28 protein-coding genes and 1 rRNA gene are annotated in these 23363 nt (G+C 29.9%); all 29 read left to right on the top strand.

Translation table 11 applies throughout. The annotated features are described in order from the left end of the window. The first annotated feature begins 83 nt into the window (after positions 1-83). Positions 84-191 (top strand): 5S ribosomal RNA (rrf, locus tag IMK15_RS05680). Positions 192-212: 21 nt separating this feature from the next. Continuing rightward, a complete protein-coding gene (locus IMK15_RS05685; protein ID WP_046328277.1) occupies positions 213-668 on the top strand; it encodes a PTS sugar transporter subunit IIA in 456 nt (151 codons plus the stop codon). 33 nt (positions 669-701) lie between these two features. Then, a complete protein-coding gene (locus IMK15_RS05690; protein WP_046328278.1) occupies positions 702-1727 on the top strand; it encodes a Y-family DNA polymerase in 1026 nt (341 codons plus the stop codon). 1 nt (position 1728) lies between these two features. After that, entirely contained in the window at positions 1729-1875 is a 147-nt protein-coding gene (locus tag IMK15_RS05695; RefSeq protein ID WP_192942207.1) for a hypothetical protein, read from the top strand. 13 nt (positions 1876-1888) lie between these two features. Further along, complete coding sequence (locus IMK15_RS05700) at positions 1889-3355, top strand: aminoacyl-histidine dipeptidase (protein WP_192942208.1); 1467 nt, start codon at positions 1889-1891, stop codon at positions 3353-3355. Continuing rightward, positions 3348-4415: a DUF4093 domain-containing protein gene (locus IMK15_RS05705; protein WP_192942209.1), complete on the top strand. Its 1068-nt coding sequence runs from the start codon at positions 3348-3350 to the stop codon at positions 4413-4415. Before IMK15_RS05700 ends, IMK15_RS05705 begins: the two co-directional genes overlap by 8 nt. 1 nt (position 4416) lies before the next feature. Further along, positions 4417-6207, top strand: coding sequence for a hypothetical protein (locus IMK15_RS05710; RefSeq protein ID WP_046328280.1), 1791 nt, complete (start codon positions 4417-4419; stop codon positions 6205-6207). A 215-nt stretch (positions 6208-6422) separates the two neighbouring features. Continuing rightward, a complete protein-coding gene (locus IMK15_RS06750) occupies positions 6423-6581 on the top strand; it encodes a helix-turn-helix domain-containing protein (RefSeq protein ID WP_192942210.1) in 159 nt (52 codons plus the stop codon). Positions 6582-6605: 24 nt separating this feature from the next. Next, entirely contained in the window at positions 6606-6890 is a 285-nt protein-coding gene (locus IMK15_RS05720; RefSeq protein WP_226869226.1) for a type I restriction-modification system subunit M N-terminal domain-containing protein, read from the top strand. Between the two features lie 357 nt (positions 6891-7247). After that, entirely contained in the window at positions 7248-7853 is a 606-nt protein-coding gene (locus IMK15_RS05725; protein ID WP_046328282.1) for a CadD family cadmium resistance transporter, read from the top strand. A 645-nt stretch (positions 7854-8498) separates the two neighbouring features. Further along, complete coding sequence (locus tag IMK15_RS06570) at positions 8499-8645, top strand: type I restriction endonuclease subunit R, EcoR124 family (protein ID WP_237223997.1); 147 nt, start codon at positions 8499-8501, stop codon at positions 8643-8645. Further along, positions 8588-8818 carry a hypothetical protein gene (locus IMK15_RS05735; RefSeq protein WP_226869227.1) on the top strand — a complete coding sequence of 77 codons (231 nt, stop codon included), beginning with the start codon at positions 8588-8590 and terminating at the stop codon, positions 8816-8818. Before IMK15_RS06570 ends, IMK15_RS05735 begins: the two co-directional genes overlap by 58 nt. A 168-nt stretch (positions 8819-8986) precedes the next feature. Next, complete coding sequence (locus tag IMK15_RS05740; RefSeq protein WP_192942211.1) at positions 8987-10081, top strand: thiolase family protein; 1095 nt, start codon at positions 8987-8989, stop codon at positions 10079-10081. A gap of 1 nt (position 10082) precedes the next feature. Next, the gene (locus IMK15_RS05745; RefSeq protein WP_192942212.1) at positions 10083-11213 is read left to right on the top strand and encodes a hydroxymethylglutaryl-CoA synthase; all 1131 of its coding nucleotides are present in this window, start codon (positions 10083-10085) and stop codon (positions 11211-11213) included. Then, positions 11185-12420, top strand: a complete 1236-nt coding sequence (locus IMK15_RS05750) for a hydroxymethylglutaryl-CoA reductase, degradative (RefSeq protein ID WP_192942213.1) — start codon at positions 11185-11187, stop codon at positions 12418-12420. The genes IMK15_RS05745 and IMK15_RS05750 overlap by 29 nt, the downstream gene beginning before the upstream one ends. Continuing rightward, the gene (locus IMK15_RS05755) at positions 12404-13192 is read left to right on the top strand and encodes a mevalonate kinase (protein ID WP_192942214.1); all 789 of its coding nucleotides are present in this window, start codon (positions 12404-12406) and stop codon (positions 13190-13192) included. Before IMK15_RS05750 ends, IMK15_RS05755 begins: the two co-directional genes overlap by 17 nt. Further along, a complete protein-coding gene (mvaD, locus tag IMK15_RS05760; RefSeq protein ID WP_192942215.1) occupies positions 13174-14073 on the top strand; it encodes a diphosphomevalonate decarboxylase in 900 nt (299 codons plus the stop codon). The genes IMK15_RS05755 and mvaD overlap by 19 nt, the downstream gene beginning before the upstream one ends. Continuing rightward, the gene (locus tag IMK15_RS05765) at positions 14067-14942 is read left to right on the top strand and encodes a mevalonate kinase (RefSeq protein ID WP_192942216.1); all 876 of its coding nucleotides are present in this window, start codon (positions 14067-14069) and stop codon (positions 14940-14942) included. Before mvaD ends, IMK15_RS05765 begins: the two co-directional genes overlap by 7 nt. Beyond that, positions 14899-15843: a type 2 isopentenyl-diphosphate Delta-isomerase gene (gene fni / locus IMK15_RS05770; protein ID WP_192942217.1), complete on the top strand. Its 945-nt coding sequence runs from the start codon at positions 14899-14901 to the stop codon at positions 15841-15843. The genes IMK15_RS05765 and fni overlap by 44 nt, the downstream gene beginning before the upstream one ends. Further along, a complete protein-coding gene (locus tag IMK15_RS05775; protein WP_192942218.1) occupies positions 15837-16097 on the top strand; it encodes a GroES family chaperonin in 261 nt (86 codons plus the stop codon). Before fni ends, IMK15_RS05775 begins: the two co-directional genes overlap by 7 nt. Then, positions 16098-17693 (top strand): chaperonin GroEL, encoded by a 1596-nt coding sequence (gene groL, locus IMK15_RS05780; RefSeq protein ID WP_192942219.1) that lies wholly within the window; start codon positions 16098-16100, stop codon positions 17691-17693. A gap of 3 nt (positions 17694-17696) precedes the next feature. Next, positions 17697-18902, top strand: a complete 1206-nt coding sequence (locus IMK15_RS05785; RefSeq protein WP_192942220.1) for a pyridoxal phosphate-dependent aminotransferase — start codon at positions 17697-17699, stop codon at positions 18900-18902. Beyond that, a complete protein-coding gene (locus tag IMK15_RS05790) occupies positions 18899-20035 on the top strand; it encodes a pyridoxal phosphate-dependent aminotransferase (RefSeq protein ID WP_046328293.1) in 1137 nt (378 codons plus the stop codon). The genes IMK15_RS05785 and IMK15_RS05790 overlap by 4 nt, the downstream gene beginning before the upstream one ends. Then, positions 20032-20487 (top strand): DUF441 domain-containing protein, encoded by a 456-nt coding sequence (locus tag IMK15_RS05795; RefSeq protein ID WP_046328294.1) that lies wholly within the window; start codon positions 20032-20034, stop codon positions 20485-20487. The genes IMK15_RS05790 and IMK15_RS05795 overlap by 4 nt, the downstream gene beginning before the upstream one ends. 13 nt (positions 20488-20500) lie before the next feature. Next, positions 20501-21700, top strand: a complete 1200-nt coding sequence (coaBC, locus tag IMK15_RS05800) for a bifunctional phosphopantothenoylcysteine decarboxylase/phosphopantothenate--cysteine ligase CoaBC (RefSeq protein WP_192942221.1) — start codon at positions 20501-20503, stop codon at positions 21698-21700. Then, positions 21693-22913, top strand: a complete 1221-nt coding sequence (pepT, locus tag IMK15_RS05805; RefSeq protein WP_192942222.1) for a peptidase T — start codon at positions 21693-21695, stop codon at positions 22911-22913. The genes coaBC and pepT overlap by 8 nt, the downstream gene beginning before the upstream one ends. A 7-nt stretch (positions 22914-22920) precedes the next feature. After that, entirely contained in the window at positions 22921-23043 is a 123-nt protein-coding gene (locus IMK15_RS06640) for a hypothetical protein (RefSeq protein WP_257719621.1), read from the top strand. Further along, complete coding sequence (locus tag IMK15_RS05810) at positions 23021-23293, top strand: transposase (protein WP_084710331.1); 273 nt, start codon at positions 23021-23023, stop codon at positions 23291-23293. The genes IMK15_RS06640 and IMK15_RS05810 overlap by 23 nt, the downstream gene beginning before the upstream one ends. 17 nt (positions 23294-23310) lie before the next feature. After that, a partial coding sequence (locus IMK15_RS06755) for a helix-turn-helix domain-containing protein (protein WP_192942169.1) occupies positions 23311-23363 on the top strand: 53 nt, incomplete at its 3' end.

A 23363-nucleotide genomic window follows, 5' to 3' on the forward strand; every position in this document is an offset into this window, starting at 1 on the left:
ACATACCGAACCTAGAAGTTAAGCCTGTAAACGCCTACAATACTCAGTAATGGGGAAGATTGGTAACTGCCAAGTTTTATTAATTTGGTGACTTAGCTACAGAGATACACCTAGTTACATACCGAACCTAGAAGTTAAGCCTGTAAACGTCGAAAATACTAGTAATTTGGGAAGATAGATAGTTGCCAAATTTTTTTTATTTGGAGGTTTTTATGGATAAATTAAGCTCATATTTAAGTTTAGATTTAATAAAACTTCATCTTAATGCGAATACAAAAGAAGAAATGTTAAAGGAAATGGCTTTACTTGTAAAGGATAAAGTTACTAATTTTGATAAATTTTATGAAGCTTTATTAGATCGTGAAAGTGCAGGTTCAACTGCGATGGAAAATGGGTTATGTATACCGCATACAAGAAATAGTTATGTAAAAGAATTCTGTATAGCTGTAGGTACAAAAGAAGAAGGAATAGATTGTAGTTCAATAGATGGTAAGAAATCAACAGTATTCTTTTTAATAATTAGTAATGATAAGACTAAGTTAGAACATTTAGATGCTCTAGTAAAGATTAGTAGAGTAGTAAATGATGAGATAGCAACCATGGTATTATCTTCAACTAAGTCAAAAGAGGGATTTATAGAGTTAATAAAGAAATTAGAATTAAGATGACAATTTTATTGTCATTTTTTTTAAAGGAGAGTTATGTATTTACATTATGATATGGATTGTTTTTTTGCTTCAATTGAAATGAGAGATAACCCCAAATTAAGAACAGTTCCTTTAGCAGTAGGAAATCATGTTGTAGCAACTTCAAACTATATTGCAAGAAAGTATGGAGTACATTCAGCAATGCCCATTAATATTGCTAAAAAAATGTGTCCAAATTTAGTTGTTGTTGACTCAAGAGTTGAGTACTATATCCAAGTAGCAAATTGCATGCAAAAGAAGATAAAGGAAAAATTTGGTAGTGCAGTATTTTTATCTTGTGATGAAGGATACATACAATTTTTTGATAAGGATATTGAAGGATTTTGCAAAAGATTTAAGGAATATATATACAATAATTTTAAACTATCTGTATCAGTTGGTGTAGGGTTTAATAGGATAGTTTCAAAAATTGCAAGTGAGTGTAATAAGCCGAATGGGATCTTTATACTAAACACTAAAGATAAATTTATAGACTACATTTATGATAAGAGTATAAGTATATTTCCAGGGATAGGTTCTAAGACATTTGAAATATTTTATCAATCTAGAATTGTATATACAAAAGATATATATGAGAAATCGAAAGAACAACTACAAAAATTAGTTGGTAAGACAAGAGGCTCACAAATATTTGATATGGTTAGAGGTAACGATGATAGTATATATGATATATGTAATATTGAAAGTTCTATTAGTAAAGAATCAACATATTATCCTTTTCTTTCTAGTGAGCATGAAAAACAAAAAGAATTAAAAATATTATGTGATGAAATTAAAGAAGAAATACGTAAGAAGAAAGAGTATCCATTGTGTATAACCTTGAAAGTAAGGAATCAGGATTATGAAACATTTACAAAAAGTAAGACATTTAATTCGCCAATTACGGAAAATAGTGATATACTATTAATAACTAGGGAAATGCTTAGAACACTTGATATATATAGGATAAGGTTATTAGGAATTAGTATTTCTAATTTCAGTAGTGTAAAGTATGAATATCTTAAATTGTTTGGAGATTAGTATGGATTTTTACAGAAGATTAATAATTAAAATATTAGATAAGAGCCTTGTTGGATGTGATGATAAAGTTTTAAAGAAATTAAAACAAGGCTATGATTTAAATCAAGAAGAGATGAGATATCTAGAAGAATTATTAGATATATTATAGGAGGAGAGAGAATATGAATATTGAAAAGCTATACCCTGAAAGAGTATTTCACTATTTCTTAGAAATTTCAAAAATACCAAGAGGATCAGGAAATGAAAAACAAGTTAGTGACTATTTGGTAGATTTTGCTAAAAAACACAATCTATTTGTTTATCAAGATGAAAACAACAATGTATTAATCAGAAAACCTGCTACAAAGGGTTATGAAAAGTACAAGTCTATTTGTATACAAGGTCATATGGACATGGTTTGTGAAAAGAATAAGGATGTAGACTTTGACTTTGAAAAACAAGGTATAAATGTCATGGTTAAAGACGGATTTTTAACTGCTGATGGTACAACACTAGGAGCAGATAATGGAATTTCTATGGGTATGACATTGGCAATACTTGAATCTAATGAAATTAAACACCCAAAATTAGAAATATTAATTACAACTGATGAAGAAGTAAGCATGAAGGGTGCAGAAAACTTTGATGTTACAAAATTAGAATCAGAAATTTTAGTGAATATAGACAGCGAAGAATATGGTTCAATTTATGTAAGCAGTGCTGGATGTTCAAGAGTTAGAACTTTCCTAGAATTAGAAAATGAAGGAATATCATTAAAAGATAATATCTATGAAATAGAAGTAAAAGGGTTAAATGGTGGACATAGTGGTGCTGATATACATGAAAATAGGGCAAATGCTATTAAGATATTAAATGAGGTAATAAGAAGGGTGTCTGTAATGGCAGATGTTAGATACATTAGCATAGACTGTGGAAGCAAAAACAATACTATACCAAGAGAAGGTGTGGCATATATAGTAGCAGATACAAGCTTAGAAAAAGTTAGAGAATATGTTAGTCTTGCAATGGACTCATTAAATTATCAATATGTAAAGACAGATAATAATATGTGTGCCATAGTAGAAAAGAAGGAATATAGCGGGCAAAAGCAATTAACAGAAAAGGCTACTAGAAAGTTATTAAGATATATTGAAGGATATTTAACAGGAGTTATACGTTTCTCAAAAGAAATAGAAGGATTAGTTCAAACATCACTTAATTTAGGTATAATTGATACTAAAGAAGATGGAAGCAAGAAGATTGTTACAATCAATTCATTAGTTAGAAGTGGTGTAACATATGAACAACAAGAACTATGCAAATATTTAGTTAACTATGGTGAAAAATATGACAGTAAGTCTATAATCGACGATAGTTGTAATCCATGGGAATACAAGAAAGATTCAAAGATTAGAGACTATTTCGCAAGAATTTTTGAAGAACAAACAGGTAAAAAACCTAAAATTGCTGCAATACATGCAGGACTTGAATGTGGAATATTCTCAGAAAAGAATCCTAAATTAGATGTAATTTCTATAGGACCAGATATTAAAAATCCACATACACCAGATGAAAGAATGAGCATAGATGCAGTTAAACAAACATATGAATACTTATTAAAAGCTTTAGAGGAATATACAATTGATTAATATAGACGGAATAGTTGTAGTAGAAGGTAAAGATGATAAAACAGCTGTAAGTCGGGTTATACACCCAGATAATATATATATATTAAATGGTATGAGTGGTGCAAATCAAAAGAAAATAGATGATTTGAAAAGATTAGCGAAGAATAACAAGATATATATATTAACAGATCCCGACTTTGCAGGTAAAAAGATAAGGGAAAAGATTAAAGAAAATATACCTACTGCAATTGATATATATGCAAGTAAGTATCTTGCAACAAAAAAAGGTAATGTTGGAATAGAGAATATGTCAGAAGATGATATATTAGACCTATTTCAAAATATACATGAAAAGAAGAATAATAAGGAATATATTTTTAGCTTAAATGATATACTAGATAATGGTTTGAATAATAGGGTGAAAAGAGAACTATTAGGAGACTTGTTGTCTATAGGGTATTGTAACAACAAGAAATTGGTTAAGCTACTTAATATATTGAATATTTCAAAAAAAGATTTTGATGATGCAGTAAAAAAGACTAATGAAATGTATATTTTCAAGACAAAAAATGCAGCAATATTCGGTAAATTTTTCCCAGTACACAAGGGTCATGTTTGGTTCATTAAACAAGTCGCAAGATATTGTAGAGAGCTATATGTCTTTGTGTGCGAAGAAACATTAAGGGATAAGGCATTAAATGAAAAGTCAAAATTACCTGATTTAAGTATAAAAGACAGAATAAGATTTTTAGAACAAGAATTAAAGGGTTACAAAAACATACATATATTGAAATTAAATGAAGACGGAATAGAACCATATCCCAATGGATGGGAAGGTTGGACTAAAAGGGTGTATGAAAAAATTAAAGAATGTAATATATCATTAGACTGTGTATTTACAAACGAAACACAAGATAAAGAAAATTATGACAAATATTTTGATATACCAGCATACTTAATTGATCCTAAAAGAGAGGGCTATTCAATATCATCTACGATGATAAGAAATGATCCAACAAAATATATTGAATATATGCCAAATAGTGTGAAAAAGTGGTATACAAAGAATAAAGGGAGATAAAATGAAAAAATTACTTTTAGCTACATTAGCACTAACTAGTGTAATCACATTTTCAGAAACTATTCACCAAATACAAGGTGTAACACATACATCACCATATAATCAAAAAATGGTTAAAAATGTAAGGGGTATAGTTACAGCTGTTGTAAAAGATGGATTCTATATGCAAAGCAGAAAATTTGATAGAAATATTAAGACATCAGAAGGAATTTATGTAGAAAGCAAGAACTTACCTAATGTTGGAGAATATGTAAGTGTAAATGGTATGGTTTATGAAAAACAATTTGGTAGACCTAGTGAATCAGAATTAACAGTTACGAGTATAAAGGCGGGGGATGACATTAAGGTAATATCAAAAGGTAATAAGGTTAAAGCTGTTAGTATAGATCCAAGAAAAGTTCCTATGAAAGTATATGTAGGTAAATTTCATGAAAAGTTAAATCCTAAAAAGAATGCAATGGATTTTTATGAATCATTGGAAGGAATGTTAGTAAAAGTACATAAGCCATTAATTACAGGAGCAGATGAAGATAGAGGAGAAGTTTGTGTAGTTCCTGAATATGGAAAGTATGTTAAAGATAAGACAAATCATGGTGGTGTTAGATACACTTACAAAAACGAACAAACACAAAGAATTCTAATTAAGAGTGAATTATTCAAATTATCACAAGGTAAAAGATATGAAGGTAAATACATTGATCCTTCATTTACACCAAATCCTGGAGACAGATTTTCTAGAGATATACAAGGTGTACTTACATACGATAAGTCAAATTACAAATTAATAAATACTAGTCCTTTACCTAAGATAAAAGATGGAAAGATAAAAAGGGATAAATTAAATATTAAGTATGATAAGAATAAATTAAGTATTGTTTCATACAATATTGAAAACTTCACAATAGCAGACGGTGGACAAAAAAGAGTAGATGTACTTGCAAAACAAGTTCGTGACGATTTACATACGCCAGATATATTAGGACTTGCAGAAGTAGGTGACAATGATGGTGGTAATGTAACATCAAAAGTTGTAAGTGCTGATAAGGTATTAGACGCAATAGTAGAAGGAATAAAGAAAGCTACAGGCGTAGAATACAAATGGTTAAGTGCTGATCCAGAAGATGGAAAAGATGGAGGTTGGCCTGCTATGCATATTAGAAATGCCATCCTATACCGTACTGATAAATTAGAATTACCATACTTTAAACAAGGTGACTCTAAAGTTGATACAGAAATAAAGGAAGGAAAGCTAACATTTAATCCTGGAAGATTAGGTAACAACAAAGAATTCTATAAAGATGTTAGAAAATCATTAGTAGCACATCTAGTTTTAAAAGATAGTAAGAAGGATGTATTTATTGTAGTAAATCATTTGAAATCAAAGAGATTTGATGACAAGATTTATTCTAAAAATCAACCAGTTAAGAGAAAATCTGAAGACTTAAGAATACCTGAAGGTAAATATGTTGGACAATTCTTAAAAGAAATTAATAAGCAAAAACCTAATGCAATAATATTGTCAATGGGAGATATGAATGACTTTGAATTTTCACCAACACTAAAGGCTATGAAAACAAACTTAATGGTAAGTGCTGTTGAAAGTTTACCTAAAAACCAAAGACACACATATGTTTATCAAGGAAATTCACAAGTATTAGATAATCTATTAGTTAACAAAAAATATGCAAAAGGGATGAAAGTTGATATTTTAAATATTAATTCAGAGTTCACAATATCACAAGGATACTTTAGTGATCATGATCCTGTATATATGCAAATTAATGTAAAATAGGTAGAAATACAAGATGATACAGAAACTCTGTCGTTTGAGTAGGGAAAAGATCATCTAATAAGAGAAGGGACAAAAGAAATTTTAAATGGATTAGGTCTAAAATTCGGCATAGTCGTTAAATATCGGCTATGCCGTTTTTGCAAAATAAAATAAAAAAATTCATAAATTTATACTATAATTTTGCTATATTTTTGAAAATGATAAAGGAGATGCGAATGATACTTCCAGAAGAAATAAAACGACTCAGAATACGCTGTTTTCTAACACAGGAAGATTTTGCTAAGAAATTAGGTGTGGCATTTTCTACTGTAAATCGTTGGGAACAAGGCAAATCAAAACCGAACCTTGTTGCGATAAAAAGAACGCATGGCTAGACTATAAAGTTGGAGGGAAAAATAATGGTTGATACAAAGAAAGAACAGGAACGTGATGAACTCCATCGAGCAATATGGGCAATTGCAGATGAACTGCGTGGTGCTGTTGATGGATGGGATTTTAAGAATTATGTTCTTGGCACAATGTTCTATCGCTATATATCAGAAAATCTGACAAGCTATATTAATAATGGAGAAATTGAAGCAGGAAACACAGAATTTGATTTTGCACAGATGTCAGATGAAGATGCTGAAGAAGCAAGAGAAGGACTTGCAGAAGAAAAAGGATTTTTCATTCTTCCAAGCTAACTCTTCGCTAATATAAATAGGTTTATGAATTTTGAACTAAATATTCATATTATTAATTTTTTTATTAAAAGGCTAAGCAGCATTAAAAATAGTGAATGAGATGATTCAATATTAGATAAATAATCTTTGTTCGATCTAATCTTATGTATATACAATCTTCGTAGTTTGAGTGTATATCAATCAGCATACTTGATAAAATCCGAATATTATAGTATACTACAGCTAATATTAAAAGGAAAGGTGGGAAAATTGTGAAGTTATTTCTTCAAATGTCTCCATCGGTAACTGCCAAGGCACAATGTGTTTGCAGTCAATTTTTGATTGTCTAAAAAATTAAACATTTTGAAAGGAGAAATAATGGGAACAATAGTATCCGCTTTATTAGTTTTTGTCTCTACATCAATTGACTATTTAGTTGTTTTAACTATTTTATTCGCCAGTCAAGGCAAGAAAGGTTTGAAATCAATTTATGCAGGACAGTATTTAGGTACAGGACTACTTGTACTTGCTAGTCTTATTGCCGCTTACTTTTTAAATTTTATTCCACAAGATTGGATAATCGGTCTCCTTGGTCTAATTCCAATAGGTCTTGGTATAAGATCAATTTTTGTGGATGAAGATATTGATGAAGAAGACATCGAGGGAAAAATTACCAGAGATGGATCAAAAATCTTAGTATTTACAAGTTTAACAGTGGCAATGGGTGGAGATAATTTAGGAATTTATATACCCTATTTTACAGGAAAGAGTTTGATTGAGATTAGTATAAGTTTAATAATATTTGCGTTAGGAATTTTGATTCTATGCAAATTATCTCAAAATCTCGCCTCAATTTCTGCTATCGGAGAGATTGTAGAAAAGTATGAAAAAATAATTGTACCAGTCGTGTTTATTGGGCTCGGTCTCTATATATTGATTGAAAATGGAACGATTAATTATTTCATATCCCTAATCACAAGTTAATAGTTATTTTTATATTTCAGACCTATTAAAGGAAATATTTAGTAGGTCTTTTTTGTTTACTTAAAATTATTTTATCTGTCCAAAGAAACATGAGAAGAAAGAATTGTGTATGATGTTGAAAATAAGTGTTATTTTCTTACCTGTGATATGGCAAGTAAATTATGCGAATAGAAAAACTGGATAAGAAAAAAGAAGTTTTATTTGAATAACACTCAAAAGACTATGTAATAGCAAAACCAAAAATAATAAATAAATTTCGATAAATCTTGTCTACTATATTTATGGTATTTTATTTATACAAATAATAATTATATATTATAAGCAAATTTAGATTTAGAGATAATTTAAAACATAAGAAATATACTTATGGATATATTCTCACATACAACGCTTACTTAAAATATTAAAATTTATGCATACTGACCACTCAAGCCACGTTGAGACGGTGGCGTTATTGTCCAAACTAAACACTGAACATCATTTAGATATAGAAATAGCTGAAGATGAATTATCTGAAATTGACTTTTCAAAAGATGCAACTTATAGAGAAATTAAAAAGTATGTGTTAGATAAATATGGGTTAAAAGTTTCAAGCCTATATATTGCACAAGTAAAAAGGAAATCCTTATTACAATCAACAAGGCTATTGATGCCAGTCCTGAACTTCGCAGCAAGAAAGCACTCATTGAAACTTTTATCTCAAGAATTAACGAAGTGGAAGATATCATGACTGAATGGCACGATTACGTGATGGCGACATCAAGATTACAGGAACTGACATTGATAAGTTGATGCCTCCTGTTTCACGATTCGGTGGTAGCAAATTAAAGACATTCTTTGAGAAGTATTTTGGTATTGGTGGATCTGCATCATTAACAGAGGAACCACAGCCATTTACTTATAACACAACATCTGAACCTACCTTAATGGTTGCTGAGGATAAAGAGCCGTATAATACAAAATAATAAATAGTTCTAAGGTCGCAAATCACGACTTTTTGAAAAATAAAATGATCACACCAGAGTAAATCAATACTCTAGTGTGGTCGTTCTTTTTTTTGTACATATATTTAACTAAATATTAAAATATGATATAATTAAAATGATTGTACAAAGGAAGGTGATATTTTAGTGATGAAAAGAGTGGCAATAGTTTTAGCTAAAAGAACAGCAATAGGAGGTTACAAAAAAAGCTTTTTAGATAAAAATATTGTTGATATTGCAACGAAATTAGTAACAAAAAGTATAGATAAAAAAATATTAAATAAAGTGGATGAAGTAATAATGGGTATGGTAATGCAATCAGGATATGGTCAAAATGTTGCAAGGCAGATATCAATTAATTCAGGTATACCAATACAAGCTAGTTCATATACTGTAAATATGGTGTGTGGATCTGGTATGAAAGCTGTAGAATTAGGAGCTAATTCAATACTTTTAGGTAAGAGTAAAATAGTTTTAGTTGGTGGACTAGAGAATATGAGTAATGTTGATTATTCTTTGTTACTTCGTGATGGACTAACTGATGTATTCAATGATTATCATATGGGGAAAACAGCAGAAAATGTAGCTAAAAAATACAATATCACAAGAAAAGAATGCGATGAATTTTCATTAAATAGTACAAAAAAAGCTATAGAAAATATAGATAAACTAAAAGAAGAAATAGTAGAAATAGAATATATTAATAGTGACGAACATATACGTCAAGATCAAAGTATAGAAAAATTATCTAAATTAAAGCCAGCATTTTTGGAGAATGGAGTAGTTACAGCAGGTAATGCAACAGGTCTAAATGATGGTGTTGCAATACTTCTTTTAATGGAAGAGAAAACTGCAAAAGAGTTTAACTTAGAAATTTTAGGATATATTAAAAATATTAAAAGTGTAGGACTAGACCCAGCATATATGGGACTTGGTCCAGTAGAAGCTATAAAAAAGACACTAGAAGAAGAAAATTTATCTAGTTCTAGTATAGACTTATTCGAAATAAATGAGGCGTTTGCTAGTCAGGTCATAGCATGTATAAGAGAATTAAAGATAGATGAGAAAAAGGTAAACGTAAATGGAGGTGCACTTGCTCTTGGACACCCTATAGGTGCAAGTGGTGCTAGAATAATAGTAACATTAATAAATGAAATGAAGAGAAGAAATTCTAAAAGAGGAATAGCCAGTCTTTGTGTTGGTGGAGGACAAGGGTTATGCACATTAATTGAAAGGGATAATTAGAATGAAAATTGGTATTGATAAGATGGGTATATATATACCTAGATATTATTTGGATATAAGGGACTTGGCTAAAGAACGTAATATAGATCCAGATAAGTTTGTAATAGGTCTTGGTCAAAGCAAGATGTCTGTTAATCCCATTAGTCAGGATATAGTGACATTTGGAGTTTTAGCAGCAGATAAGATATTAACAGATGAAGATAAGAAAAAAATAGATATGTTAATAGTTGGAACAGAAACAGGAGTAGACCAATCAAAATCTGCTAGTGCATTTATGCATTCTATACTTGGTATAAACGAATATTGTAGAAGTATAGAAATAAAGCAAGCATGTTATGGTGCAACAGCCGCCTTACAAGTAGCAAAAAATCATATACTAGTAAATCCAGATAGTAAAGTTTTGGTAATAGCAAGTGATATTGCAAAATATGGAATAAATACTAGTGGTGAATCAACACAAGGATGTGGAGCTGTAGCTATGCTTGTATCGAAAGATCCAAAGATGCTAGAAATATCTAATGAGTCTGTATGCTATACAAAAGATGTTATGGACTTTTTTAGACCAAATAATTCTACTTATGCCATAGCTAATGGTAAATTATCTACTAATACTTACCTTGAATCTTTAGAAAAAGTATATTATGAATTTTCTAATAGATTTGGTGAAAAGGATTTTAGTGCAATTTGTTTCCATATACCATATCCTAAATTAGGATTAAAGGGACTAAAAGAGATAAAAAGAGAAGACTTGTTAGAAGAATTTAATAATTCAATAATGTATAACAAAGAAATAGGGAATATTTATACAGGTTCACTATTCTTAAGCCTAATTTCATTATTAGAAAACAGTAAAAAAATTAAAGCTAATGACTTAATAGGTCTATATAGCTACGGTTCAGGAGCAGTCAGTGAATTTTTCACTATGAAGGTAGTTGAAGGATACGAAAAACACTTAAGTATAAAAGAAAATCAAAAGATGTTGGAAAATAGGGTTAAACTTAGTGTTAGTGAATATGAAGAAATGTTTTTTTCTAAAATAGAGCATGAAAAAGAAATAGAAAATAAAGAAGGAGAAGATGTATACCTAAAGGGTATATTTAACAATGAAAGAACATATGCTAGAAAAATTTAAAAAATACTATAACAAATCAAGAGAAGAAAGAATAGATATTTTAAAAGACTTAGGTTTATGTGAAGAGTCATATAAAGATCTTTTGAATACTAAAGTTATGGATAATAGTCTTGCAACAAGGTTAGTAGAAAATCAAATAAGTATACTAGGTCTACCATTGGGACTTGCAACAAACTTTGTAATTAACGGTAAAGAGTATGTAATACCTATGGCTATAGAAGAGCCATCAGTAATAGCAGCAGCTAGTAATGCAGCAAAAATACTTGGTAATATTACTTGTACATCATATGGTAGACAAACAATAGGACAAATTGCCCTATATGACGTAAAAAAAGATGAAAGTATAATATATGAGAATAAAGATAAAATACTTGAGATTGCAAATAGTACTAATTTAAAATTAGTAGAACTTGGTGCAGGAGCAAAAGATTTAAAGGTAGAAAAAAAAGGTGAGTTTACTATACTCTACCTTTATGTAGATACATTAGATGCGATGGGAGCAAATACTGTAGATACTATGTTAGAAGCAATAGCACCAATAGTAGAAGCTATGTTAGAAGCTAAAAAATTAATGAGTATATTATCAAACTATGCAACAGGTGCGTTAATTAGTGCAAGAGTGAAGTTAGAAGTAGAAAAAGAATTTGGTGATAGAATTAGTCTTGCTTGTAAGTTAGCAAATGTTGATGTGTACAGGGCTGTAACGAATAATAAAGGGATATTTAATGGAATAGATGCATTAGCTCTTGCAACTGGTAATGATACAAGAGCTATAGAAGCTGCAGGACATGCATATGCAACAAGAACAGGTAAGTATAGATCATTAACAAATTGGCATATGGAAGATAATATTTTAGTAGGTGAATTGACTATGCCAATGTCTATTGCAACATTTGGTGGGTCTATAGGGCTAAATCCAGCATCTAAGATTTCACTTGAAATACTTAATAATCCTAATGCGATAGAGTTAGCAAAAATAGCAGTAGCATTGGGACTAGCACAAAACTTTGCAGCATTAAGAGCTTTAGTTACAGAAGGTATACAAAAAGGACATATGAAGTTACAGGCAAATTCAGTTGCCATATTTGCTGGTGCAAATGATAGTGAAGTAGATATGGTAGTTGATCGTATGTTGAAAGCAAAAGAAATAAATATACAAAAAGCAAAAGAAATATTAGGAGATATTAGAAATGCAAGCAATAGCTAAGGTTATACTATTTGGTGAACATAGTGTAGTATATGGTAAAAAAGCATTAGCCATACCAATAAAGGAGCTAAAGTTAAGAGTAAAAAAACAAGAAGGAAAGTGTTATCAAGATGAGCATGTGGAATATATAAAGGGATTGGTAAATTTAAAGGGATACTTAAATGTACAGTCTAATATTCCAATATCACGAGGTCTTGGTTCATCAGCAGCACTATCTATTGCAATAGCAAGATTAGCTGGTGCAGATGAGAAAATTATATCAACTTTAGCTGAAAAAAAAGCACATGGTAATCCAAGTGGTATAGATAGTGCCGTTATATCAACTGAAAAAGCATTGGTTTTTCAAAAAGGTAGAGAAAATATCTATATAGATAAAAAAATAGGTGCATATCTTCTAATTATGGATAGTGGTATACAGTCTAGTACAAAAGAGGCTGTTGAAAATGTAAAGAAATTAAATAGAATGGATTTAATAGATGAATTGGGAGATATTACAGAAAAAGCAATAGGTCACTTTATGCATGATAATGTATATAGTCTTGGAGCTTTAATGAAAAAGGCACAAAATATCTTAGTTAAATTAAAATTAAGTAATGAAAAAATAGATAGGATAGTAAAAAAAGCCAATTACTATAGCCTAGGCTCTAAAATTACAGGTTCAGGTTTAGGTGGTTGTGTAATTTCCTTATTCACATCTAAAAAAAAGGCGAATAAGTTGAGAAAGAAAATTAAAAAAGAAGGAGTAGTGAATTCTTGGATAGTTTCAGTATAGCATTTATGAATATTGCAATGATAAAATATTGGTGTAAGGACAAGTATACACCATACCTTAGGCCACTAGTATCAAGTTTATCAATATTAGCAAAAAATATGTATACAAAGACAAAAATAGAAAAAAGTGACAAGGATATTTTTGTATTAAACGATGTAGTACAGGATGAGTTTGAGACAAAAAAAGTTTTTTCATTTGTAGATAAGGTTGTAAATAGGAAAGAGAAATTAAAGATAAGTAGTATAAATACCATGCCAACAGCAGCAGGACTTGCATCAAGTTCATCAGCTTATGCAGCATTAACTATGGAACTTAATAGATACTTTGATTTAAAGTTAACTAGAAATATGATGGCAAAAATATCAAGTCAAGGTTCAGGATCTTCTGCACGTTCTTTTTACAACATCTGTGCTTATACAAAAGATTGTAACATATATGAAGTTCCTACAAATTTAGACCTATTAATGCTTGCGATAATAGTGTCTAGTGAAAAGAAAAAGATAAGTAGTAGAGATGCTATGAATATATGCAAAAATACAAGTAGGGATATACGTAAATGGGAGAGAAAGAATAAGGTATATTTCTTAAATGCAAAAAAAGCGTTAAAAGAAAATGACTTTGATAGTTTAGGTATAAATATGGAAAAGAGTACGGAATTTATGCATAAGACCATGTTATCTTCAAAGCCAAGCTTTACATATTTAACTCCTAGATCAAAAGAGATAATATGGAAGATAAAAGAATTAAGAAAAAAAGGGCTTAATATATACTATACAACAGATGCAGGGCCTAATGTTAAGGTACTATTACAATCAAAAGATAAAGATAAAGTTATTAATATACTAAAAAGTATGTTTAAAGAAAAGGTAGTAGAATGTTAGTTAAAGCTATGTCTAAGGTGTATATTGCAGGGGAATATGCAATATTAAAAAAAGATGCTTATGCGATTTTAGCACCAGTAAAAAAATATACGTATGTAGAAGTAGAAAAATCAGATAGGTTAATAGTTAATAGTAGCGTAGAAGATAAGGATGATTTACTTAAATACGCAAGAGAACAGGCCTTTGGATATGTAGGTAAGACTTGTACATTAAAGTATACTTACAAAACAGACCTATACTCAGGTGGTATGAAATTGGGACTTGGTTCTTCAGCTAGTGTTGTAGTTGTGACGATAAAGGCAATATTAGAATACTTTAATGTACCATATACAAAAGACGATCTATTTTTACTAAGTGTTAGAGCCTTAAAAAAAGCAGGGAGCAATGGCTCTATGGGTGATGTTGCTTGTATATGTTTTGAAGATTTGATAAGGTATAAGAGGATAGACGAAGATGAAAATTATGAAATAAAGGCTATAAAACCAAGGGGTAATTTAAAAATTAATTTACTTCATGCAGGTATTAGTGCAAGTACTACAAAACAAGTACAAAAGGTAGAAAAATATTTTAACACAAAGGAATATATAGACTTTACAAATTTATCAAATAAGTATACTTTAGACTTAGAAGAAGCTATTACAACAGGTGATAGCCTAAGGGTAAAAGAGGACATATACAAGTTAAGAAACAATTTAAAATATTTAGAACAATTTACTAATTTAACTATACATAGTAAAGTGTTAGAAGAATTAATAGGGGATAAAAAAGAGCGTAAAACTAGTGGAGCAGGTTTAGGAGATTTTGTAATAGAAGTGAGGTTAGATTATGATGAAAAAAGATCAACATATGAAGTATGCTTTGGAATGTGAGTATTTAGACTCTCTTAATTCGGTAAAATTACGTTATGTAAGTTTACCTAGTATTAATATACAAGATGTGGACATATCTACAAAATTCTGTGGTATGGATTTCAAGTATCCATTCTTTGTTAACGCTATGACAGGAGGTAGTAAAAAGGCAGATGAGATAAACAAAAGGTTAGAAAATATTTGCACTACACTACATATTTTTCTTTTCACAGGTTCATTTAGTCCAGCCTTAAAAGAAGATACTTTCTATTACCCTAAGAATATGGGAGTAAACATTGGTGCAGATAAGAAGTTAGATGATATGCAAATTGCAATAGAAAAAACAAACGCAAAAATACTACAAATACACTTAAATCCTATACAAGAATTTATGATGGAAAATGGAACAACTAATTTTAGTGATTGGTCAAATAATATTAAAGCAGCAATAGATAATATTTCTATCCCTATAATTATAAAAGAAACAGGATTTGGAATGTCTAGCTATACTATAGAAAAATTACTTAAGTTAGGTGTTAAAACAATAGATATTAGCTCTAAAGGTGGAACAGATTTCTCATATATAGAAGACAGAAGAAGAAATACTAAAAGAGAATACCTATATGAGTTTGGATATACATTAAGGGAAAGTTTGTTAACATCTATACCATATATGGATAGATTAGAAGTAATAGCATCTGGTGGGATAAATAACCCTATGCAAATAGTAAAGTGTCTTGCTATGGGTGCAAAAGCTGTAGGCGTCACAGGCTTTATACTAAAACAATTAGAAGAAAAAAGTGATCATGAAATAATACGTATGCTACGTTCATGGATATCTGAAATACAGGCAATTATCTGTATGACAGACTCAAAAAATTTAGAGGAATTAAAAGGTAAATGGGAGGATAAAAAATGTTAAAACCTATGGGAGATAGAGTTTTAGTTATACAATTAGATTATGAAACAAAGACAAAAAGTGGAATAATATTAAATGATACTACTAAAACAGAAATTACAAAGGCAAAGGTTGTAGAAACTAGTAATGACAAAGAAAATATCAAAAAAGATGATATAGTATATTTTTCAAAGTATAAAGGTGAAAGTATAAAGTATGATGAAAAAGAATATATGTTGGTTGAAATAAAGGACATATTGGCAAAGGAGCAAAAGTAAATGAGCAAAATTATTAAATTTAACGAAACAGCAAGAGAAGCACTTAAAAAAGGAGTTAATACTTTAGTTGATTCAGTTAAGGTGACATTAGGGCCTAAAGGTAGAAATGTTGTACTAGATAGAGGTTTTGGAGCACCGATAATAACTAATGATGGGGTTACTATTGCAAGAGAAATTGAATTAGATGATCCTATTGAAAATATGGGGGCTCAAATTGTAAAAGAAGTTGCAACTAAAGCTAATGATATTGCAGGTGATGGGACAACAACAGCTACAGTATTAGCAGGGAGTATAATAAACCAAGGGTTAGAATTAGTATCAAATGGTAAAAACCCAGTTCTAATTAGAAAAGGTATAGAAAAAGCAGGACAAGAAGTAGTCAAAGAATTAAAAAAGATTGCAAGACCTGTTAAATCTGATAATGAAATAAAAAATGTTGCGACTGTATCTGCGAATAGTGAACACATAGGAGAATTAATACTAAAAGCTATAGAAAAAGTTGGAAAGACTGGTATATTAACAGTTGAAGAATCAAGATCACTTGAAACTACTTTAGAAATAGTAGAAGGTATGCAATTTGATAATGGTTATCTATCACCATATATGGTTACTGACACACAAAGAATGAGTGCAAATTTAGAAAATCCATACATACTACTAACTGACAAAAAGATTAATAGTATGAAAGAAATACTACCTGTACTAGAAAAAGTTGTAGAAACTTCAAAGCCATTATTAATAGTAGCAGATGATATAGAAGCAGAAGTTGTTGCAACATTAGTTGTTAATAAGATAAGAGGTTCTATTAACGTAATAGCAGTAAAAGCACCAGCATTTGGTCAAAGAAGAAAAGATATGCTAGAAGATATAGCTATACTAACAGGTGCACAAGTAATATCTGAAGATAAGTCTATGAAATTAGAAGATGCAACTTTAGATGATTTAGGTCAAGCTAAAAATGTTACCATAACCAAAGAAAAAACAACTATAGTCGATGGTAAGGGATACAAGGAAGAAATAAAGGCAAGACAAGAACAATTGAAGAATATAATAAAAGAAACAAAGTCAGACTATGAAAAAGAAAAATTACAAGAAAGATTAGGTAAGATATCTGATGGAATAGGAGTAATAAGGGTAGGTGCAGCAACTGAAACTGAAATGAAAGAAATGAAAATGCGTATAGAAGATGCACTATCTGCTACAAAAGCTGCAATAGAAGAAGGAGTAGTAATAGGTGGCGGAGTAGTACTAGCAAAGATTTCTAATTTAATTTCAAACTTAGACCTAGGTGGAGAAGAAAATTTAGGAGTAAGTATAGTAAGAAATGCATTAAATGAACCTTTAAAACAAATAGTAATAAACGCAGGATTAGATGCAGAAGAAGTATTAGAAAAAGTAATTAATGGTGGAGAAAATATAGGGTTTGATGCTTCAAATGAAAAATATGTAGATATGATAGAAAAAGGTATATTAGATCCAGCAAAAGTAACAAGAGCAGCAATACAAAATGCCGTGTCTGCAGGTTCAGTATTCATAACTACAGAAGTAGCAATTGCAGATGTAAAAACTGAAGAAAAAAATAATGTAATGGGGTAGAACATGAAAATTTCAAGTAGAGTAAAAAATATGCAATATTCTCCAGTGAGAAAATTAGTTCCATTAGCAGATAAAGCTAGAAAAGAAGGCGTTACTGTATATGGATTTCATATAGGGCAGCCAGATGTAAAAACGCCTGATTCATTCTTTAATGGAGTAGCAAATTATCAAGAAAAAATAGTTAAATACACTAATTCACAAGGATTACCAGAACTAGTAGATGCATTTTATGAATCTTATGCTAAAAGTGGTATTAATTTACAAAAAGATGATATAGTAATAACTAATGGTGGGAGTGAAGCATTACAATTTGCAATAACTGTAATATGTAACGAGTCAGATGAAGTGCTAGTGCCTGAGCCATATTACTCAAATTATGATAGTTTCTTAAGAATAGCAGATGCTAAATTAGTTCCTATAGAAACTAAATTGGAAGATGGATATAGATTACCAAAAAAAGGTGAAATAACAAAGTTAATAAATTCAAAAACACGTGCTATACTTTTTTCTAATCCATGTAATCCAACAGGTGTAGTACTAAATGATGAAGAAATAGAAATGTTAAAGCAAATTGCTCTAGAATATGATCTATACTTGATATCTGATGAGGTATACAAGCAATTTATCTATGATAAATCATGTAAATTTACATCAATTATGAATGTAGAGGGGATAGAGGATAGAGCTATACTAGTAGATAGTATATCTAAACACTATAGTGCTTGTGGTGCTAGAATAGGTGTAGTTGCTTCAAAAAATAAGGAGTTTATGGCAGAAGTTCTAAAGTTATGCCAAGCAAGATTATCTGTTTCTACAATAGAACAGTATGCAACTACAAGTCTACTTAGTGGAATAGACTTATACATGAATGATGTTAGGAAGGAATATAGAAAAAGAAGGGATACCATGTGCTCTATTTTAAATAAAATAGAGGGTGTAAGTGTATGTAAACCAGATAGTGCTTTCTATGTTCTGGTGAAATTACCAGTTGATGATATAGAAAAGTTTGCTAAATGGTTACTAGAAGAGTTCAGATACAAAAATCAAACATTGATGTTTGCAACAGGGCCTGGATTTTATTCTAGAGAACACCACGATAAAGGTATACAAGAAGCAAGATTTTCATTTTGCTCATATAATCCAGATGAGATTATACGAGGAATTGATGTACTAAAACAAGCGTTAAAGGAATATAAAGGAAGAATATGAGAAGTAAAGCAAATAGTATAATAGAAAGTATAGAAATATCAAAAATAAGACAAATAGCATTGAAGATGAATAAATATTCAGACGGGATAAATTTAACCATAGGTGAACCATCACAAGATGTCCCTGATTTAGTTAAAGAAGAAATGGCAAATAGAGTATTACATGATAAGATAGGGTACACACAAACAGGTGGTATGCCTGAATTAAAGCGTGCAATAGTCGCTTTCTATAACCAATACTTTGGTGGAGATTACAAGGAAGAAAATTGTCTAATAACAGTAGGATCAACAGAAGGTTTATCTACCTTTATTAGATCAATAGTAGATGAAGGCGATGAAGTAATTATGCCAACACCAACTTATCCAGGTTATGCACCAAATATTAAACTACAAAAAGGGATAGAAGTGTATCTTGATACTAGTAAGGATGATTTTAAATTAACAGCAAAGAATTTAGAAAGTGCTATAACTCCTAAAACAAGAGCAATAATATTAACTTATCCTAACAATCCATCAGGAGTTTGTATAGATGAAGATGAAATGGATAAGATAGCAGATGTAATAAGAAGACATGATGTTTTTGTCTTAAGTGATGAAATATATGCATCACTTGCATTTGAAAAGTATCATTCATTAGCAAAGTATCATGATTTAATAGATAAAGTTGTTGTAATAAATGGCTTTTCAAAATCACACTCTATGACAGGTTATAGAGTAGGATATATGCTAGCATCTAAGTACTTTATTGATAATTTCATAAAAGTAAGTCAATATACAACAACAGGTATAGCTACAATCTCACAATATGGAGGAATAAAGGCATTAGAAGTTTATCCTACAAGAGAAGAAATAGTAAAAGAAAATAGAGAAAGAATGGAGTTTTTTGCAAAAGGTTTAGAAAAAATAGGCTTTAGGGTTATAAAACCAGAAGGAGCATTCTACTTATTCGCTGACTACAGAAAATTGTCAAATAAAAAATCAATAGATTTTGTTAATGAAGTAGTTGAGAATTTACATATAGGAATTGTTCCAGGAGAATGCTTTATGGTAGAAGGTTATGTTAGATTTTCAGTAACAAAAGATATACCTGAATTGCAAAAGGCATTAGATAGAATGGAGAAATATTTTAAATGAGTAAGTATATATTGTTAATAATAATAGCGTTATTAAGCATATTTAGTAAGAATAAAATAATGCTTTATGCGACACTTACAGTTTTAATATTAGCACTACTTCCATATCATGAAAAAAATCTTAATATTGCAAAGACTATGGGTATACGAATAGGGCTATACGTCATAACGGTTGCAATATTAGCACCTATTGCACTTGGTATGATAAGTTTTGATCAGTTAGGTAAGACTTTAGTTGGATATAAAGGGATAATAGCAATAATAGCAGGTATTGGTACTTCTATACTATCAACTAAAGGTATACAACTACAAGTAATTAATCCACAAATAGTAATAGCAGTTAGTATAGGAACAATAGTAGGGTTAGTTGTGTTTAAAGGGACAGCATCTGGCCCTATTATCGCAAGTGGAGCAACTTATGCAATTTTTCAATTAATAGATAAGTTTAAATAAAGAGGTAAAATAAATGAAAATGGTTTTAATAATAGTAAGCAGTAGCATAGCTTGCTATAAGGCAGTTGATGTTTGTTCTAGCTTAAAAAAACTAGGGTATAACGTTAAGGTTATTATGACAAAGAATGCTACTAAGATGATAAGTCCATTAATATTTGAAACTTTAACTAAGAATAAGGTATATGTAGATATGTTTTGTGATAAGGACTCTAATTATGTATCGCATATACAATTAGTAAAAGAAGCAAGTAAAGTGATAGTATTGCCTGCAACAGCAAATTTGATAGCAAAAATGGCAAATGGAATAGCAGATGATTTTGCAAGTACAGCACTTTTGGTTGCAAAGCCTAAGGATATTATGGTGTTTCCTGCAATGAATACAAATATGTATGAAAATTGTATAACACAAAAAAATATATCTACGTTAAGAAATTATGGAATGAGTATTATTGAACCAGTAACTGGTCATTTAGCCTGTGATGATATTGGAAAAGGTAAGTTACCTAGTGTAGACTTTGTACTAGACAATATTGTATTTTTCTTAGAAAAAACAAATGAATATATGAATAAAAATATATTAATTACAGCAGGTGGAACAAGAGAAAAAATTGATCCAGTTAGATATATTACTAATAACTCTAGTGGTAAAATGGGATATAGCTTAGCTAAGATGGCAAGTTTAATGGGAGCTAATGTTACATTAGTTTCAACAAGAAGAAATTTAAAGTTACCTGTAAATTTAAAAGAAGTAATATACTGTGACAGTGCACAAGAAATGTATGATATAGTAATGAGCAAGAAAAACAATATGGACTATATTATAAAATGTGCTGCTGTATCAGATTTTAAAGTGAAAAATGTATGCGATAAGAAGATAAAAAAAGATGATATGAAAGAATTTAAGATAGACTTAGAGTTAAATAAAGATATACTTTTAGAGCTATCTAAAACAGAAAATAGACATTTTACCTTAGTAGGATTTGCTGCAGAATCAAATAATATTATGGAAAATGCAAAAAAGAAATTAAAAAAGAAAAATCTAGATTATTTAATATTAAACGATATATCCGACAAGAGTATAGGCTTTAATTCGGACTATAACGAAGTATATGTATTAAGTAAGAATGATGAAGTAAAAAAGATACAAAAGGATACAAAAGATAATATAGCAAAGAAAATATTAGAAAGTATAAAGGAGAACAACTATGAATGAAACACTATTGGAAAGATTTATTCGTTATACAAAGATAAATACAAGATCTGATGAAAGAAGTAATACAACACCAACAACAAAGGTTCAAGAAGACTTTTTGTTTATGCTAAAAAAAGAATTAGAAGATTTAGGGTTAGAAAATATTCATATAACTCCTGGATGGTTTTTAACAGCAACATTGCCTGCTAATACAAAAAAGGACTATGCAAAAGTTGGATTTATCTCTCATGTGGATACAGCAGATTTTAATTCTATAGGAATAAACCCACAAGTTATACAAAACTATGATGGTAGAGATATTGTGTTAAATAAGGAAAAGAATATATGTATGACTGTTGAAAAGTTCCCTAATTTAAAAAAATATGTAGGTAAGACTCTAGTTACAACAGATGGAACAACTCTATTAGGTTCTGATGATAAGTCAGGTATTGTTGCAATATTTGATGCTATTATCTATCTATTAAAACATCCTGAAATCGAACATGGAGAAGTTAGAATAGCATTTGGACCAGATGAAGAAATAGGTAGAGGTGCAGATAGTTTTGATGTAAAGGACTTTAACTGTGATTATGCATATACATTAGATGGAGGTCCTCTAGGAGAGCTAGAATATGAAAGTTTTAATGCTGCACAAATTGAGTATACAATAGAAGGAATATCAGTTCATCCAGGAACAGCTAAAGATCAAATGGTTAATGCTAATTTAATAGCAGCAAAAATTGCAGGAATGTTCCCAGAAAAAGAAGTTCCAGAAAAGACAGAAGGATATGAAGGCTTTTATCTATTACACAATATGGAAACAAGAATAGAAGAAGCTAAGATGACATATATTATACGTGACCATGACAAACAAAAATTTGAAGCTAGAAAACAATTTTGTATAGATGTAGCAAAGAAAATAGAACAAGAATACGGTAATATCATACATTACAACCTATTTGATCAGTACTATAACATGGGAGATTTAATTAAAGATGATATGCGAAGTGTGAATATAGCGAAAAAGGCTATGGAAAACTTAGGTATATCAGTTGAAGTTAAGCCAATAAGGGGAGGAACAGACGGGTCTAAGATAACATATATGGGATTAATGTGCCCTAATCTTTTTGTTGGTGGAGAAAATTTCCATGGTCAATATGAAATAGCTTGTGTTGAAGATATGTTGAAAGCAAGAGACACAGTTTTAGAAATAGTTAGATTATCTCAAAGATAGAGGCAGTATGGAAAATAGTTTAGTAAAGAATCTGATAGAAGAAAAGAGTATAAGGTTAAAAGGTAGAATTTATCATAAATTACAAGTAGATTTTACATATAATTCTAATCATATTGAAATCAAAGAATAGGCATAAGTATTTATTGCAGTATCACATTATTTTTGTATGCAAGTATAGAAAGAAATTATTAGTGCCGAAATCAATGTCGGATGATATCAAGCAGTTTTCTTATGAGATATGCAAGAAGCATAATATAATCATAAAATATATGGAAACAGACAAAGACCATATACAATTTTGGATTGATGGATATTTTGCTTGTAGTGTAGGCAATGTTTCTGAAGAAATATTAAAGCAATACATAGAAAATCAAGGGTAGAAAGGCAGGTAAGCTGAATGTTAAAAGCATATAAATATCGGATTTATCCAAGTAAAGAGCAAGAAATACA

Source organism: Sneathia sp. DSM 16631 (genome assembly GCF_014892235.1).
GTDB lineage: Bacteria > Fusobacteriota > Fusobacteriia > Fusobacteriales > Leptotrichiaceae > Sneathia > Sneathia vaginalis.